General features: G+C 70.6%; 14 protein-coding genes. 10 read left to right on the forward strand and 4 right to left on the reverse strand.

Going from position 1 to position 14,561, the window contains the following annotated elements; all coding sequences use genetic code 11:
- The first annotated feature begins 17 nt into the window (after window positions 1-17).
- Window positions 18-1,847 carry an ArnT family glycosyltransferase gene (locus V5E28_RS16905; protein WP_336207861.1) on the forward strand — a complete coding sequence of 610 codons (1,830 nt, stop codon included), beginning with the start codon at window positions 18-20 and terminating at the stop codon, window positions 1,845-1,847.
- Here V5E28_RS16905 and V5E28_RS16910 read toward each other — a convergent pair.
- The gene (locus V5E28_RS16910) at window positions 1,784-3,037 is read right to left on the reverse strand and encodes an acyltransferase family protein (protein ID WP_336207862.1); all 1,254 of its coding nucleotides are present in this window, start codon (window positions 3,035-3,037) and stop codon (window positions 1,784-1,786) included. The two genes, V5E28_RS16905 and V5E28_RS16910, sit on opposite strands and share 64 nt — an antisense overlap.
- A 116-nt stretch (window positions 3,038-3,153) precedes the next feature.
- Between V5E28_RS16910 and V5E28_RS16915 the strand changes: the two genes are divergently transcribed.
- From V5E28_RS16915 to V5E28_RS16935, 5 genes are all read left to right on the forward strand, one after another.
- The gene (locus tag V5E28_RS16915; RefSeq protein ID WP_336207863.1) at window positions 3,154-4,068 is read left to right on the forward strand and encodes a DUF3068 domain-containing protein; all 915 of its coding nucleotides are present in this window, start codon (window positions 3,154-3,156) and stop codon (window positions 4,066-4,068) included.
- The gene (locus tag V5E28_RS16920; RefSeq protein ID WP_336207864.1) at window positions 4,065-4,955 is read left to right on the forward strand and encodes a decaprenyl-phosphate phosphoribosyltransferase; all 891 of its coding nucleotides are present in this window, start codon (window positions 4,065-4,067) and stop codon (window positions 4,953-4,955) included. The genes V5E28_RS16915 and V5E28_RS16920 overlap by 4 nt, the downstream gene beginning before the upstream one ends.
- A complete protein-coding gene (locus V5E28_RS16925; RefSeq protein WP_336207865.1) occupies window positions 4,952-6,271 on the forward strand; it encodes an FAD-binding oxidoreductase in 1,320 nt (439 codons plus the stop codon). Before V5E28_RS16920 ends, V5E28_RS16925 begins: the two co-directional genes overlap by 4 nt.
- Window positions 6,268-7,008, forward strand: coding sequence for an SDR family NAD(P)-dependent oxidoreductase (locus V5E28_RS16930; RefSeq protein WP_336207866.1), 741 nt, complete (start codon window positions 6,268-6,270; stop codon window positions 7,006-7,008). Before V5E28_RS16925 ends, V5E28_RS16930 begins: the two co-directional genes overlap by 4 nt.
- Window positions 7,009-7,092: 84 nt before the next feature.
- Window positions 7,093-8,199 carry an NAD(P)H-dependent flavin oxidoreductase gene (locus V5E28_RS16935; RefSeq protein ID WP_336207867.1) on the forward strand — a complete coding sequence of 369 codons (1,107 nt, stop codon included), beginning with the start codon at window positions 7,093-7,095 and terminating at the stop codon, window positions 8,197-8,199.
- Between the two features lie 3 nt (window positions 8,200-8,202).
- Here the strand turns inward: V5E28_RS16935 and V5E28_RS16940 are convergent, their stop codons facing one another.
- From V5E28_RS16940 to V5E28_RS16950, 3 genes are read right to left on the reverse strand one after another with little or no spacing between them, the layout of a single operon-like run.
- Window positions 8,203-8,607: a type II toxin-antitoxin system VapC family toxin gene (locus V5E28_RS16940; protein WP_336207868.1), complete on the reverse strand. Its 405-nt coding sequence runs from the start codon at window positions 8,605-8,607 to the stop codon at window positions 8,203-8,205.
- Window positions 8,600-8,878 (reverse strand): type II toxin-antitoxin system Phd/YefM family antitoxin, encoded by a 279-nt coding sequence (locus tag V5E28_RS16945; RefSeq protein ID WP_336207869.1) that lies wholly within the window; start codon window positions 8,876-8,878, stop codon window positions 8,600-8,602. Before V5E28_RS16945 ends, V5E28_RS16940 begins: the two co-directional genes overlap by 8 nt.
- Window positions 8,879-8,918: 40 nt before the next feature.
- Window positions 8,919-9,728: a crotonase/enoyl-CoA hydratase family protein gene (locus V5E28_RS16950; protein WP_336207870.1), complete on the reverse strand. Its 810-nt coding sequence runs from the start codon at window positions 9,726-9,728 to the stop codon at window positions 8,919-8,921.
- 217 nt (window positions 9,729-9,945) lie between these two features.
- Between V5E28_RS16950 and V5E28_RS16955 the strand changes: the two genes are divergently transcribed.
- From V5E28_RS16955 to V5E28_RS16970, 4 genes are read left to right on the forward strand one after another with little or no spacing between them, the layout of a single operon-like run.
- Window positions 9,946-11,496, forward strand: coding sequence for an acyl-CoA synthetase (locus V5E28_RS16955; RefSeq protein WP_336207871.1), 1,551 nt, complete (start codon window positions 9,946-9,948; stop codon window positions 11,494-11,496).
- Window positions 11,486-12,385, forward strand: coding sequence for a Zn-ribbon domain-containing OB-fold protein (locus V5E28_RS16960; RefSeq protein WP_336207872.1), 900 nt, complete (start codon window positions 11,486-11,488; stop codon window positions 12,383-12,385). The genes V5E28_RS16955 and V5E28_RS16960 overlap by 11 nt, the downstream gene beginning before the upstream one ends.
- Window positions 12,385-13,404 (forward strand): lipid-transfer protein, encoded by a 1,020-nt coding sequence (locus tag V5E28_RS16965; RefSeq protein WP_336207873.1) that lies wholly within the window; start codon window positions 12,385-12,387, stop codon window positions 13,402-13,404. The genes V5E28_RS16960 and V5E28_RS16965 overlap by 1 nt, the downstream gene beginning before the upstream one ends.
- A complete protein-coding gene (locus V5E28_RS16970) occupies window positions 13,404-14,552 on the forward strand; it encodes a thiolase domain-containing protein (RefSeq protein ID WP_336207921.1) in 1,149 nt (382 codons plus the stop codon). The genes V5E28_RS16965 and V5E28_RS16970 overlap by 1 nt, the downstream gene beginning before the upstream one ends.
- Window positions 14,553-14,561: the final 9 nt, after the last annotated feature.

Raw genomic sequence — 14,561 nt, forward strand, 5'->3', positions numbered from 1 at the left:
AGGTGAAGGAGACGTCGATGGCTGAAGACGGCAAGCGTACGGAGACCTTCCAGATCACGCTGCCCGCGTTCGGGAAAGGGCAGGTCACCGGTGTCGGCCTGCTGCTCATCCTGGTCTCGCTGGCCTTCAAGGCGAGCGTCCTCAGCAAGGCCTACTTCGTCGAGGACGACTTCCTGTTCGTGGCGGCGGCCGGAGACAGCGGCCTCACCTGGGACTACCTGACCAGGGTGCACAAGGGCCACCTCATGCCCGGGGCGCTCGCCCTGGTGTGGCTGATCACGTCGTTCGCGCCCTACAGCTGGGCGCTGGTCGCGGCCGTGACGATCGCGCTGCAGGCGGCGGCCTCGATCATGTTCCTGCTGCTCCTGCGGCGCCTGTTCGGCGACCGCTTCGGGGTGCTGGCCGTGCTGGCGGTCTACGCCTTCGCGCCGCTCACCGTGCCCGCGATGAGCTGGTGGTCGGCCGCGCTCAACGCGGTGCCGCTCCAGCTCGCGCTCGTCGGCGCGCTCGCGGCGCACGTCAGGTACGTCCAGACGGGGAAGGGCCGCTGGCACGCCCTGATCTGGGCCGCCGTCGGTATGGCCTTCTCCACCAAGGGGGTGTTCATCCCCTTCGTGGTCCTCGGCGTCACCAGTGCGTATCTGGGCAGGGGATCCTGGCTCAGGTCGACACTGGCCGAGCTGCGCCGGCCCGTCTGGTGGGCGCACGGCCTGCTCCTGGCCGGATACGCGGTGCTCTACCTGCTGCGGCGCGACAGCGCCGGCGACGACGCGTTGACCGGGCCGAAGGCCGACGTGGTTCCCGGCCTGGTCAGGAGGCTGCTGGGGGAGACCTTCCCCACCGGGGCCGTCGGCGGGCCGTTACGCTGGGGCGGCGTCACCCCCACCGGCGGGCTCGCCGATCCGGAGACGCTCACGGTGATCGTCTCCTGGCTGGTGATCGCGGCGCTGGTCGTGCTCACCTGCCTCTACCGCAGGCGGGCCTGGCGGGCGTGGGCGATCCTGGCGGCCTACGTCATCGTGGCGGACACGGTGCCGACCGTGATCGCGCGGGCGACCCAGTGGGACCTGATCGGCGCCGAGACCCGCTATGTCGCCGACGCCGCGGTCGTCTTCGCCCTCTGCCTGGCGCTCGCGGTGATGACGGTCCAGGGGGAGACCGACACGGAGCGCAGGCCGGTGCCCGGCACGCTGTCGCTGGCCGGTGGCGCCCTGACCGCCGCCTTCCTGGTCGCCTCGCTGGTCTCGATCAACTCCTTCGGCGACACGCTCAGCGGCGAGCGGATCAGGACCTACATGGAGGCCGCGCGGGACTCGCTGGCCAGGGCGGCTCCCGACGTCGACATCTACTCGCGTCCCGTGCCGCCGCACATCGTGCTGCCCTGGAACGGCTCGCGCCGGCTGAGCGCCTACGTGCTGGCGCCCCTGGCGGGCCAGGAGATCAGGCACCGGATGCGCAACCCGCGGCCGTCGGCCAAGCCGTACGTCTTCGACGACACGGGCAAGCTGGTGCCCGTCGGGCGGGTGGTCCCCTTCTTCGACGGGATGGAGGGCAAGAAGTGCTACCCGGCGACCAAGGTGTTCCCGGTCGAGTCCTTCGGCGACCCGAGCATGGTGGTGGCCATGGCCTACGTCAGCCCGCGGCCGGTGCGGGTCGTGGTGGACCTGGGCGGGACGCAGCGGGCGGCGACCCTGCCCGCGACGTCCGTCATGGGGGCGCTTTACTACGTGCCGCACGACGGACAGGGCAAGGGGATGCGGATCACCGCGGCCGGCGACCAGGGTCAGGGGTTCTGCCTGAGGGCCGTGGCCTTCGGCGAGCCGGGGCCGGTCCCTCCGGCGTTCTGAGGGATGAGGCGGATCAGCCTTCTCGCGGGCTCTTCCAGATGGCGGTAGGTGAAATGAGCCAGAAGCACGGTGATGGCCGTGACCGCGACCAGGTTGAGGACCAGGTTGCCGGTCCACGGTTTCTGACCGGTGAAGTCGTACCAGAGGTAGAGGACCACGAACTGCCAGAGGAAGACGCCGTAGGAGATCTGGCCCAGATAGCTCATGACGCGCCCGCCGAGCAACCGGCGGACCTGGGTCGGCCGCTCCGGCTCCAGGGCGGCGGGCGCGACGAGGCAGAAGGCGATCACGGTGTAGAGCAGTTGCTCGTACAGCGCGGTCCAGATGCCGCCCAGGCCGACGAACCGCGGCCCCGTGACCGGGGTGGCGGCGATCGCGTAGGCCAGCGCGGCGATCAGCCACAGCGCCCCCCAGGAGGACGCGAGAGCGGCGCTCAGGCGGCGCGCGCGGCCCTCCTCGGCCCTGGCCCAGACCGTCAGGACCGCCAGCGCCATTCCCGGCACGAAGAACGTCCACGAGCGCGGCAGCCACACGTTCATCCACGGCCGGTACTCAGGGAAGTACTCGAAGATCGTGTACACGTACGAGAGGGCGCCGAAGACGGCCAGGCCGATCAGCAAGCGCTTGGCCCTGGCCCCGATGTCCGGTCCGGCGCGCAGCGCGAAGGCGCGCAGCGCGGCCGCCATCAGCGGCAGCGTGAGGTAGAACGTCAGCTCGACCGCCAGGCTCCACATCTGGCCGAGCCCCTTCGGGCCGAGGCCGAACCACCACGGGCTCACGTCGTAGGTGTGCACGAGGAACAGCATCTGCGCCCACGTCCACAGGTCGTCCCGGTGCGCGCCGCCCCACAGCAGCAGCGCCACGGCGACCACCAGCCAGTAGGCGGGGATGATGCGGAAGAACCGCTTCCACAGGTAGCGGCGCGTGTCCGGAGGCGCGGAGCCGGTCAGCAGGGCCGCCGCCCAGGGGCGGTAGAGCAGCAATCCGGACAGCGTGAAGAAGATGGGCACGCCGATCTCGCCCCTGGAGAGCAGGGCGCCCAGGAATCCGGGCTCCAGCGCGGTCCCCGCCTCCATCGCCACGTGGAAGGCGAGCACGGCGAAGGCGGCGATGGCGCGCACGCCGTCGAGGGAGGTCTGGTGGCCGGATACGACCGGCCTGCCCGACAATGTAGAACCTGTTTCGGTCACGTTTCCGCATCCCTGGTGACGTCGGTCACTGGCCGCAATAACATACCGGCGAGTAGAACTCTGTTTCAGTACTTAATCACCCAAAAGGCATCCGTGCACCTGCACATGGAGGGTCCATGAACCGGGTCGTTGGAAGCGTTCTCATCGCCGTCGGGGCCTTTCTCATCGTGCTGGCACCCTTGACGCGCTTCCAAGTCGCGCCGGCCCTGATCGCCGCCAAGGCGGACCAGTACGGGATCAGCAAGCTCCAGGCCACCGGCGCACAGTACTTCAGCATCCCGGACGGCAAGGTGCTGACGGGCGACCTCGACATCACCGTCACCACCCGCGGCGACGTCAAGGAGGCCGTGGGCGACCGGGTCGTGTGGGACGAGTTCACCGCGGTGAACGACGTCACCAACGGCAAGCCGGGCATCGACTTCAGCGAGCGGCGCAGCGCCTTCGACAAGCGCTCCGGGGTCGGCCTCAACTGCTGCGGCGTCAGCATCGACAAGGAGCCGGTCGAGCTCCAGGGACAGATCTACAAGTTCCCCTTCGACGTCGAGAAGCGGACGTACCCGGTCTTCAACTCCACGGTCGGCAAGGCGTTCGACGCCAAGTTCGTCGGCGAGGAGAAGGTCAACGGGATCGACACCTACAAGTTCGTGCAGGTCGTGCCCGAGACCAAGACCGAGACCCGCAACGTTCCCGCCGTGCTGTTCGGCATGGGTGAGTCGGGCGACGTGCAGCTCGACCGCATGTACTCCGGCACGAACACCTACTGGATCGAGCCGGCCACCGGCGCGCCGGTCCGCCAGGAGCAGCAGCGCAACGAGGTGCTGAAGAGCCAGGACGGCATCGAGCGCTCCAAGGCCTTCGTCGCCACCGCCAAGATGACCGACGAGACCATCAAGGAACTGGTCGACAGCGCCGTGTCGGGCAAGAGCCAGATCACCCTGATCAAGACCACCATCCCGCTGGTGCTGCTGATCGTCGGCATCGTCCTGATCGTCGTGGGCATCTGGATGTTCCGGCGCCGCAAGGTCGCATGAGCCAGGGCGGGACCATGGCGCGGCCGGTTCCGGCCACGCCCGTCCTGGGTCTGGTCAGGGCGGCCCGGCCACGCCAGTGGCTGAAGAACGTGCTGGTCCTGGCCGCGCCCCTGGCCGCCGGGGTGCTGGGCGAGCCGCGCAGCCTGCTGGCCGCACTGCTCGTCTTCGCCGCGTTCTGCCTGGCCGCGAGCGGGACGTACCTGCTCAACGACGCCGCCGACGTGGAGGCCGACCGGCTGCACCCGCGCAAGCGGGCGCGCGCGGTCGCCTCCGGCGCGGTCTCCGTACGGCTGGCCCGGGTGACAGGCGTCCTGCTGATGCTCCTGGCGCCCGGCGTCGCCGCGCTCACCGGTGACTGGAAGTCGCCCGCCGTCGTCGCCGGCTACCTGGTCCTGACGCTGTCGTACACGCTGTGGCTCAAGCATCAGGAGGTCGTGGACCTGATCGCGGTCGCCGGATGCCACGTGATCAGGGCCTATGCCGGCGCCGTGGCCGTGGACGTGCCGGTGACCGGCTGGTTCCTGGTGGTGGTGTCGCTGGCCGCGCTGCAGCTGGTGGCGGGCAAGCGCGAGGCCGAACTGCGCGCCCAGGGCGCCGGCGGCACGCGTGCCACGCTGGCCGCCTACACCCCCGCCTACCTGGCCCAGGTGAGGGTCATGTGCTCAGGCGCGATGATCGTGACGTACTGTCTGTGGGCGCTCAACGCGCACAACAGCCTGTTCTACGCGCTCAGCATCGTGCCGTTCCTGCTGCTCGTGCTCAGGCACAACCTGCTCGTCGAACGCGGGATCGGGGAGGAGCCGGAAGAGCTCGCGGTGCGTGACCGGCCGACGCTCCTCTTCCTCGCCATCCTGGTCGTGCTCGTGGCTCTGGGAATCTACCTATGACGACGTTCCTGACCGGCTGGGGGCGCACCGCGCCCACGCCGGCCGTGCTCGCGCGACCCCGCGACACCGCCGAGCTGTCGGAGTTGGTCGCCGCCGCGCCGGGCCGCGGCGTCGTCGCCCGTGGACTCGGCAGGGCGTACGGCGACGCCGCGCAGAACTCCGGCGGCCTCGTCCTCGACTGCACCGGCCTGGACACGTGGACCTTCGACGAGGACAGCGCCGAGGTGACCGCCTCCGGCGGGGTGAGCCTGCACGATCTGATGACGTGCCTGGTGCCCCGAGGCTGGTTCGTCCCGGTCAGCCCCGGCACCAGGCACGTCACCGTCGGCGGCGCCATCGCGGCCGACGTCCACGGCAAGAACCACCACCGGGACTCCTCCTTCGGCGCGCACGTCCGCTCGCTGACGCTGGTGACCGCCGGAGGGACCGCGCGCACGCTGCGCCCCGAGGACCCGCTCTTCCAGGCCACCGTGGGCGGGATGGGGCTGACCGGGGTGATCGCCGAGGCGACCTTCGGCTGCGTGCCCGTCGAGACCTCCCGGATGCGGGTGGACGTGGAGCGGACCGGCGATCTGGACGAGACGATGGCGGCCATGGCGGGCGGCGACGACCGCTACCGCTACAGCGTCGCCTGGATCGACCTGCTCGCCCGGGGCCGCCGGATGGGCCGCAGCGTGCTCACCAGAGGCGATCACGCGACCCGGGAGGGGGAGAAGGAACCGCTCGCCTTCGCGCCCCGCTCGCTGGTCCGGGCCCCCGCCTGGGTGCCGGGCGGGCTGCTCAACGGGCTGAGCGTGCGGGCGTTCAACGAGGCCTGGTACCGGCGGGCGCCGCGGCGCGCGACCGTCGTGCAGGGCATCGCGCCGTTCTTCCATCCGCTCGACGCCGTCGAGGGCTGGAACCGCGTGTACGGCTCGCGAGGCTTCGTGCAGTACCAGTTCGTGGTGCCCTTCGGGGCGGAGGAGACGCTGCGCCAGATCGTCGGGACGCTGTCGGCCCGGGGCACGGTGTCGTTCCTGACCGTGCTCAAGAGGTTCGGCCCCGAGGCCGGCGGGCTGCTGTCGTTCCCCATGCCGGGCTGGACCCTGGCCCTGGACATCCCCACCGGCCAGCGCGGGCTGAGCGGCCTGCTGCGCGCCTTCGACGAGCGGGTCGCGGAGGTCGGCGGGCGGGTCTACCTCGCCAAGGACTCCCGGATGCGATCCGACATGATGGCGGCGATGTATCCCCGGCTTCGGCGATGGCGGCGGATCAGGGACGAGGCCGACCCCACCGGCCTGTTCCGCTCCGACCTGGCCAGGAGACTAGGACTGTGAAGAACTCTCTGGGCGCGGTCGACACCGTGCTGCTGCTCGGCGGCCGTAGCGAGATCGGCATGGAGATCGTCCGGCTGCTGGTGCGGCTGGGCGCGAGCCGGGTGGTGCTGGCCGTGCGCGGCGAGCTCGACCCGCCGCCGGAGCTCGGCGCCGAGGTGCACGTCGTGCCGTTCGACGCGCTGGACCCCGCCTCGCACGAGGCGGCCTTCACCAGGGCCGTGGAGCTGGTCGGCGATCTCGACGTGGTGATCTCGGCGTTCGGCGTGCTCGGCGCCCAGGCCGCCTACGACGCCGATCCGGCGACGGCCGTGGCGGACGTGGCGGTCAACTACGGCGCTCACGTGTCCGTCGGCCTGCACGCGGCAGGTGTGCTGCGCAAGCAGGGACACGGCACGCTCGTGGTGCTCTCCTCCGTCGCGGGCGCGCGGGTGCGCAAGGCCAACTTCGTGTACGGCTCCGCCAAGGCGGGGCTCGACGGGTTCGCGCAGGGGCTCGGCGACGCCCTGCACGGTTCCGGCGCGAGGGTGCTGATCGTGCGGCCGGGCTTCGTGATCGGGCGGATGACCGAGGGGCTCACGCCCGCGCCGCTGCCCTCGACGCCCCGGCAGGTCGCGCTGGCCACGGTTCGGGCGCTGCGCGACGGCTCGGCGAGCGTGTGGGTGCCGCGCGCGCTCGGACCGGTGTTCGGCGTGATGAGGCTGCTGCCGCGCGCCCTCTGGCGCAGGCTGCCGCGTTAGAACATGTTCCATGAGCCGTACCGACCAAAGGTTCTAGAGTAGAACGCGTTGCAGTTTGCCGGTTCCGCGGCTTATCGTCGGGCCATGCGGACCCGTGTCACTGACATGTTCGGTATCGAGCTCCCGATCTTCGCCTTCAGCCACTGCCGCGACGTGGTCGCCGCGGTCAGCCGGGCCGGCGGGATGGGCGTCCTGGGCGCCCTCTACTTCACCCCGGAAGAGCTCGAACTGGAGCTCAAGTGGATCGACGACCACGTCGACGGCAAGCCCTACGGCGTCGACGTCGTCATGCCCGCCTCCTACGAGGGCGCCGACTTCGCTCCCGAGGAGCTCGTCGGCCGCCTGCAGGGGATGATCCCCGAAGGGCACCGGCAGTTCGTCGAGGACCTGCTGGCCTCCCACGGCGTCCCGCCCCTGTCGCAGGACGCCGACGCCGGCCGGGTGCTGCTCGGCTGGACGGACGCCACCGCCCGCCCGCAGGTCGAGGTCGCGCTCAGGCACCCGATCGCGCTGCTGGCCAACGCCCTCGGCCCGCCCCCCGCCGACGTCGTCGACCTGGCGCACGCGCGCGGCGTCAAGGTGGCCGCCCTCGCCTCCACCCCGCGCCACGCGCTCAAGCAGGTGGAGGTCGGCGTGGACCTCGTGGTCGCGCAGGGCACCGAGGCGGGCGGCCACACCGGCGAGATCTCCACCATGGTCCTCATCCCCCAGGTCGTGGACGCGGTCGACGTCCCGGTGCTGGCGGCCGGCGGCATCGGCAACGGCCGGCAGATGGCCGCCGGCATGGCCCTGGGCGCCGAGGGCGTGTGGACCGGCTCCCTCTGGCTGACCGTCGAGGAGGCCGACACCCCCGCCATGGCCAAGCGGCGCATCCTGGAGGCCACCTCCCGCGACACGGTCCGCTCCCGCAGCTGGACCGGCAAGCCCGCCAGGTTGCTCAAGAACGAGTGGACGGACGCCTGGGAGTCGCAGGAGTCGCCCGGCACGCTCCCGATGCCCATGCAGTTCATGCTGGTCTCCGACGCCCTGCGCCGCATCGGCCGCTCGGACGTCTCGGAGCTGGCCACCTTCCCGGCGGGGCAGATCATCGGCATCACCAACCAGGTGCGCTCCACCAAGGACGTGATCTACGCGATGATCGAGGAGTACGCCCAGGCCCTGGAACGCCTGGACCGCATCACCGAGGACTGACGCTCAGACGGGGACGATGGTGACCATGCCTTCGAGGCCGACGAAATCGCCGGTGTTGCGCGTGTAGAGCGGCAGTCCCCGGCTGCTGGCGACAGCGGCGATCATCAGATCCATCCGCCGTGGCCGGGGATCACGCTTCGCGGCAAGTGTCAGCGCGACCAGGCTGCCATAGCGAGCCGCTGCGTCGGCGTCGAAGGGAAGCGGCTCGAAGTCGACCGCCGCCGCACCCAGTTTCTCCATGCGGGCAGCTCGGTCGGCCTCGTTCTTGGCCATCGCCACACCTTGGTGCAGCTCGGCGAGTGTGATCGCCGTGATGTCGGGAACTTCCGGCAGGGAGTCGGGGTCGACCTTGTTGAGGTCGATATAGACGCAAGTGTCGATAACGCCTGCGGCGTGACGTTCACCCATGGCGCTTCTCCCAGGGATCGTCGTCGATACGATCTTCGGTGCCGAAGAATTCGTCGGCTTCCCGGCGCATCTCGTCATAGTCGACCTGAGGGAGACGGCGGTGACGTTCGACGAGTTCCTGGGCGCTCAGACGGCGCTTGCGTGGAAGCGGCCGGAGCTCTGCCACCTCGATGCCATTGCGGGTGATGTGGAAGATCTCACCCGCCTCGACCTGATCCATGACGGCAGCGGAGTTGTTGCGAAACTCTCGCTGCGTGATGATTTTCATCATGCCTCAAGTGTAGCTCTGTGTAGCTCAGGGTGCTACGGGATCATCGTCCTTCGTAGGTGGGCGGGCGCTTCTCGCGGAAGGCGCGGGTGCCCTCCTTGGCGTCCTCGGAGCCGATGACCGGCCAGCCGAGCTCGTCCGACACCTTCAGGGCCGCCGGCTCCGGCATGCCCAGCGTGTCGCGGTAGGTGCGCAGGATGGCCTGGACGGCGAGGGGGCCGGAGGCGGCCACGTCGTCGGCCAGCTCCCGGGCCGCCGCCAGGGCCTGGCCGTCGGGGACGACGCGGTTGACCAGGCCCATCGACAGGGCCTCGGCGGCGGTGACGGCCCGGCCGGTCAGCAGCAGGTCCATGGCGTGGCAGTACGGGATCTGGCGGGGCAGCCGCACGGCGCTGCCGCCCATCGGGAACAGGGCGCGCTTGGCCTCGAACAGGCCGAGCGTGGCCGACTCGGCCACGACGCGCAGGTCGGTGCCGACCAGGAGCTCGGTGCCGCCGGCCACCGCGTAGCCCTCCACCGCGCTGATGATCGGCTTGGTGGGGAGGTCCTCGCGCAGCAGGCCCTTCCAGTGGAAGTCGACGATCTGGGCGGCGCGGGCCTGTACCTCGGGGTCGGCCGACGGCTGGCCCATGGCCTTGAGGTCGGCGCCGGCGCAGAAGGTGCCGTCGGCGCCCGTAAGGACGGCGACCCGGACCTCCGGCTCCTGTGAGACGTACGCCCAGGCGCTGGCCAGGCCGATCAGCATGTCCGATGACAGGGCGTTGCGTGCCTCGGGGCGGTTCATGGTGACGATCACGACGTGGCCGTCGCGCTCGACCCGGCAGTGGGGGGTGCTGATCGGCAGGATCTCCATGGACGACCTCCAGGCCAAGCGCTTGTTCAACATCATGATCCTAGCGTGCCGCACCTGGCTACAGCCAAGCGCTTGCTCGCCACCTGTCGCCGGGTTACGCTGCCGAAGACAAACGAGAACAGGTTCTCATTTGTCGCCGCCGGGAGCCTTGTGTCGCGGGGGACGCGCATGATTCACTTCGGCGACTCGGGGCCCGAACACCTGGTGAGGAGTTCCGATGGGCACGCTCGGCTTCTGGAGACTGGCGCAAGCGGATCCCGAGTGGATCGCGGCCGTGGATCCGGACGGCACGGAGCACCGGGCAGGCGAGTTACTCGCCCGCGCCAACCGTCTCGTGCACGGCCTGCGCGAGCTGGGGCTGAAACCGGGTGACGGCATCTGCGGCCTGGCGCCGAACGGCGCCGACGGGCTGGTGCTCTATCTGGCCGCGCTCCAGGCCGGCTGGTACTACACGCCGATCAACTGGCACCTGACCGGCCCGGAGATCGCCTACATCGTCGCCGACAGCGAGGCCAAGGCCTTCTTCGTGCATCCGCGGTACGCGGTCGAGGGGGTCAGGGGCGCCGAGGCCATCGCCCCGGACCGGCGCTTCGCCGTACCGGACGGTGATCTCCCGGGGTTCAGGCCGCTGCGCGAGCTCACCGACGGGCAGCCGGACACCACCCCCGCGGACCGCACGGCGGGGGCGGCCATGCACTACACCTCCGGCACGACCGGCAAGCCCAAGGGTGTCAGGCGCCCGCTGAGCGGACTGGACCCGGACGACTCGGCCGAGCTGATGGCGTTCCTGCCCGGCCTGTTCGGCATCACGCCTGGCCGGCCGAACGCCCACCTGGTCACCTCGCCGAGTTACCACACGGCGGTGACGCAGTTCGGCGGCACGGCCCTGCACATGGGACACACCCTCGTCTATATGGACAGGTGGGACGCCGAGGACATGCTCCGGCTCTGCGAGCGCCACCGGATCACCAACTCGCACATGGTCCCGACCCACTTCAAGCGCCTGCTGTCGCTGCCGGAGGAGACCCGGGGCAGGTACGACCTGTCCTCGCTCAGGTGGATGATCCACGCCGCGGCGCCCTGTCCGGTGCCGGTCAAGTGGGCCATGTTCGAGTGGTGGGGCGACTGCGTGTACGAGTACTACGCGGCCACCGAGGGCGGCGGCACCCTGGCCACGCCCGACGGGTGGAAGTCGCATCCGGGCACGGTCGGCGAGGCCTGGCCGATCAGCGAGCTGCTCATCGTGGACGACGCGGGCGAGCCCGTGCCGGTCCGCACCCCCGGGACGATCTACATGAAGATGATGGGCGCCCGGTTCGAGTACAAGGGGGACCCGGCCAAGACCGAGGCGAACCGGCTCAAGGACTTCTTCACCGTCGGCGACATCGGCTATCTGGACGAGGACGGGTTCCTGTTCCTCTGCGACCGCAAGGCCGACATGATCATCTCGGGCGGCGCGAACATCTACCCGGCCGAGATCGAGAACGAGATCATGATCCACCCCAAGGTCGCGGACGTGGCGGTGTTCGGCATCCCGGACGAGGAGTGGGGCGAGCAGATCAAGGCGGTCGTGGAGCCCGCCGCCGGCTCCGAGCCGGGGCCGGAGCTCGCCGCGGAGATCCTCGCCTCGCTGGAGGGACGGCTGTCGAGGATGAAGTGGCCGCGGACGATCGACTTCATCGCGGAGATGCCCCGCGAGCCCAACGGCAAGCTGCTCAAACGCAAGCTCCGCGCCCCCTACTGGGAAGGTCGTGACCGTGCCATCTGAAGGAGGGCTGACCGCGGAGCATGTGCTGGAGTTCCCCGGCGGCTACACGCGCACGACCGGGCCGGTGATCGGCAGGTTCCTGACCGAGCTGCGGGCCGGCCGCATCGTCGGGGTGCGCACGGCCGAGGGCAGGGTGCTGGTCCCGCCGCTGGAGTACGATCCCGCGACCGGCGAGCCGGTGACCGGGGAGTACGTCGAGGTCGGGCCGGCCGGGACGGTGAAGGCCTGGGCCTGGGTGGCCGAGCCGCGGGAGACGCATCCGCTGGACCGCCCCTTCGCCTGGGCGCTGATCGAGCTGGACGGGGCCGACACGGCGCTGGTGCACGCGGTGGACGCGGGCAACGCCAAGGCGCTGGCCGCGGGGACGCGGGTGTGGCCGGTGTGGCGGGGGCAGCGCACAGGCCACATAACGGATATTTCCTATTTCGCTCCTGAGGTCACCAAGATCGTGTCGCCCGTGCGGACCACGTACCGGCTGCAGGCGGGCGGGGCGCTGCAGGTCTTCCTCGAAGGCGTCAGGCGCGGCGTCTTCGTGGGAGGCCGCTGCGGTCGCTGCGGCAAGGTGTACGTGCCCTACCGGCTCTCCTGCCCCGAATGCGGCATCCCCATCGGCGAGCAGGTCGAGCTGCCCGACACGGGCACCATCACCACCTTCGCGATCAACAACCTGCCCGACCCGCGTGCCCCCGAAGTGCCCTTCGTCTCCGGCTACATCCTGCTCGACGGCGCCGATGTGCCGATGATCACCCTGGTGGGCGGCATGCCGGCGCACGAGGTACGGCAGGGCATGCGGGTGAAGGCGGAATGGGTGCCCGAGAGCGAGCGGACGCTGTCCATGGCGAACATCCGGTGGTTCGCACCCACCGGCGAGCCTGACGTGGAGCTGTGATGAGACAGGTGGCGATCGTCGCCTTCGCCCAGACCGAGCACACCGGCCACGACACCGGCGTCGGCGAGGTCGAGCTGATCCTGCCGGTGATCACCGAGGTCAAGGAGCGCACCGGGCTGAAAAGGTTCGGCTTCACCTGCTCGGGGAGCTGCGACTACCTGGCCGGCGCGCCGTTCTCGTTCGTCTCCGCGCTCGACGCGCTCGGCGCCTGGCCGCCGATCTCGGAGAGCCACGTGGAGATGGACGGCGCCTGGGCCCTGTACGAGGCCTGGGTGCGGCTGCAACATGGCGACGTGGACACCGCCCTGGTGTACGGCTTCGGCAAGTCGACGCTCGGCGACCTGCGCGCGATCATGACGCTCCAGCTCGACCCGTACTACCTGGCGCCGCTCGGCCTCGACCAGCTCTCCTTCGCCGCCCTGCAGGCCTCGGCCGCCGGGGCGGACCGCGCGGAGCTGGACGAGATCGTCCGGCGCAGCCGGGCCGACGGCAGGCGCAACCCGCACGCGCTCGACCTGCCCGACGAGATCCCGGACGGGTTCGCCGTCGAGCCGCTCAAGGCGTCGGACGTCGCCCCGATCACCGACGGCGCGGCGGCGGTCGTGCTCGCGGCCGGAGACCGGGCCAGGGAGCTGTGCGCCAACCCCGCCTACATCGCCGGCATCGCCCACCGCATCGAACCCCACTACCTGGGCATGCGGGACCTGGCCCGGTCGGCGTCCACGGCCGACGCCGCGCGGGCCGCCGGGGTCGGCAAGGGGCCCGTCGAGGTCGCCGAGCTGCACGCCCAGTTCGCCCACGAGGAGGTGATCCTGCGCCAGGCCATGGAGCTGCCGGGCGACACGGTGATCAACCCCTCGGGCGGCCCGCTGGCGGCCAACCCGGTGATGGCCACCGGCCTCATCCGCATCGGCGAGGCTGCCCGCCACATCCACGACGGCACGGCCCGGCGCACCGTCGGCCACGCCAGCAGCGGCCCCTGCCTGCAGCACAACCTCGTCACCGTACTGGAGGCATGATGGCTGACCGCTGCGCCGTGATCGGGGTCGGGCAGACCCACTACACGACCAAGCGCAGGGACGTCTCGATCGCCGGGCTCGTCCGCGAGGCCGCCCAGCGCGCGCTCGACGACGCCGGGCTCACCTTCAAGGACATCGACGCGGTCGTCATCGGCAAGGCCCCCGACCTGTTCGAGGGCGTCATGATGCCCGAGTCCTACCTGGCCGACGCGCTCGGCGCGGCCGGCAAGCCGATGATGCGGGTGCACACCGCCGGCAGCGTCGGCGGATCCACCGCCCTGGTCGGCGCCGGGCTCATCCAGGGCGGCGTGCACGATCGGGTGCTGGTGGTGGCGTTCGAGAAGCAGTCGGAGTCCAACGCCACCTGGGCCCTGTCGACACACCTGCCGTTCAGCTCGTCGCTGGTCGTGGGCGCGGGCGGCTACTTCGCGCCGCACATCAGGGAGTACATGCGCAGGACGGGCGCGCCCGAGCACGTCGGCACGCTGGTGGCGGTCAAGGACCGGCTCAACGCGCTGAAGAACCCCTACGCCCACCTGAGGATCCCCGGCATCGACCGGAAGATGGTCGAGTCGACCCCCATGCTCTGGGAGCCGATCCGCTATCTGGAGACCTGCCCGTCCAGCGACGGCGCCTGCGCGATGGTCCTGTCCTCCGAGCGGGCCGTCACCGGCACCCCCGCCTGGTTGCACGGCACCGCCATGCGGTCCGAGCCGATCTTCCGGGCCGGGCGCGACACGGTGAACCCGCAGGCGGGCAAGGACTGCGCGGCCGACGTCTACCGGCAGGCGGGCGTCACCGACCCGCGGCGGCAGATCGACGTGGCCGAGGTGTACGTGCCCTTCTCCTGGTATGAGCCGATGTGGCTGGAGAACCTGGGATTCGCCGCCGAAGGCGAGGGGTGGAAGCTCACCGAGTCGGGAGCCACCGCGCTCGACGGCGACACTCCGTGGAACGCCTCGGGCGGGGTGCTGTCGAGCAACCCGATCGGCGCGTCGGGACTGATCAGGTTCGCCGAGGCCGCGCTCCAGGTGCGTGGGATGGCGGGGGAGCACCAGGTGGACGGCGCGCGACTCGCGCTCGGCCACGCGTACGGCGGGGGAGCCCAGTTCTTCGCGATGTGGATCGTCGGGCGGGACAAACCCTGACCTGCGGGG

This window comes from Nonomuraea sp. LPB2021202275-12-8, assembly GCF_037044575.1.
Classification (GTDB): Bacteria; Actinomycetota; Actinomycetes; order Streptosporangiales; family Streptosporangiaceae; genus Nonomuraea.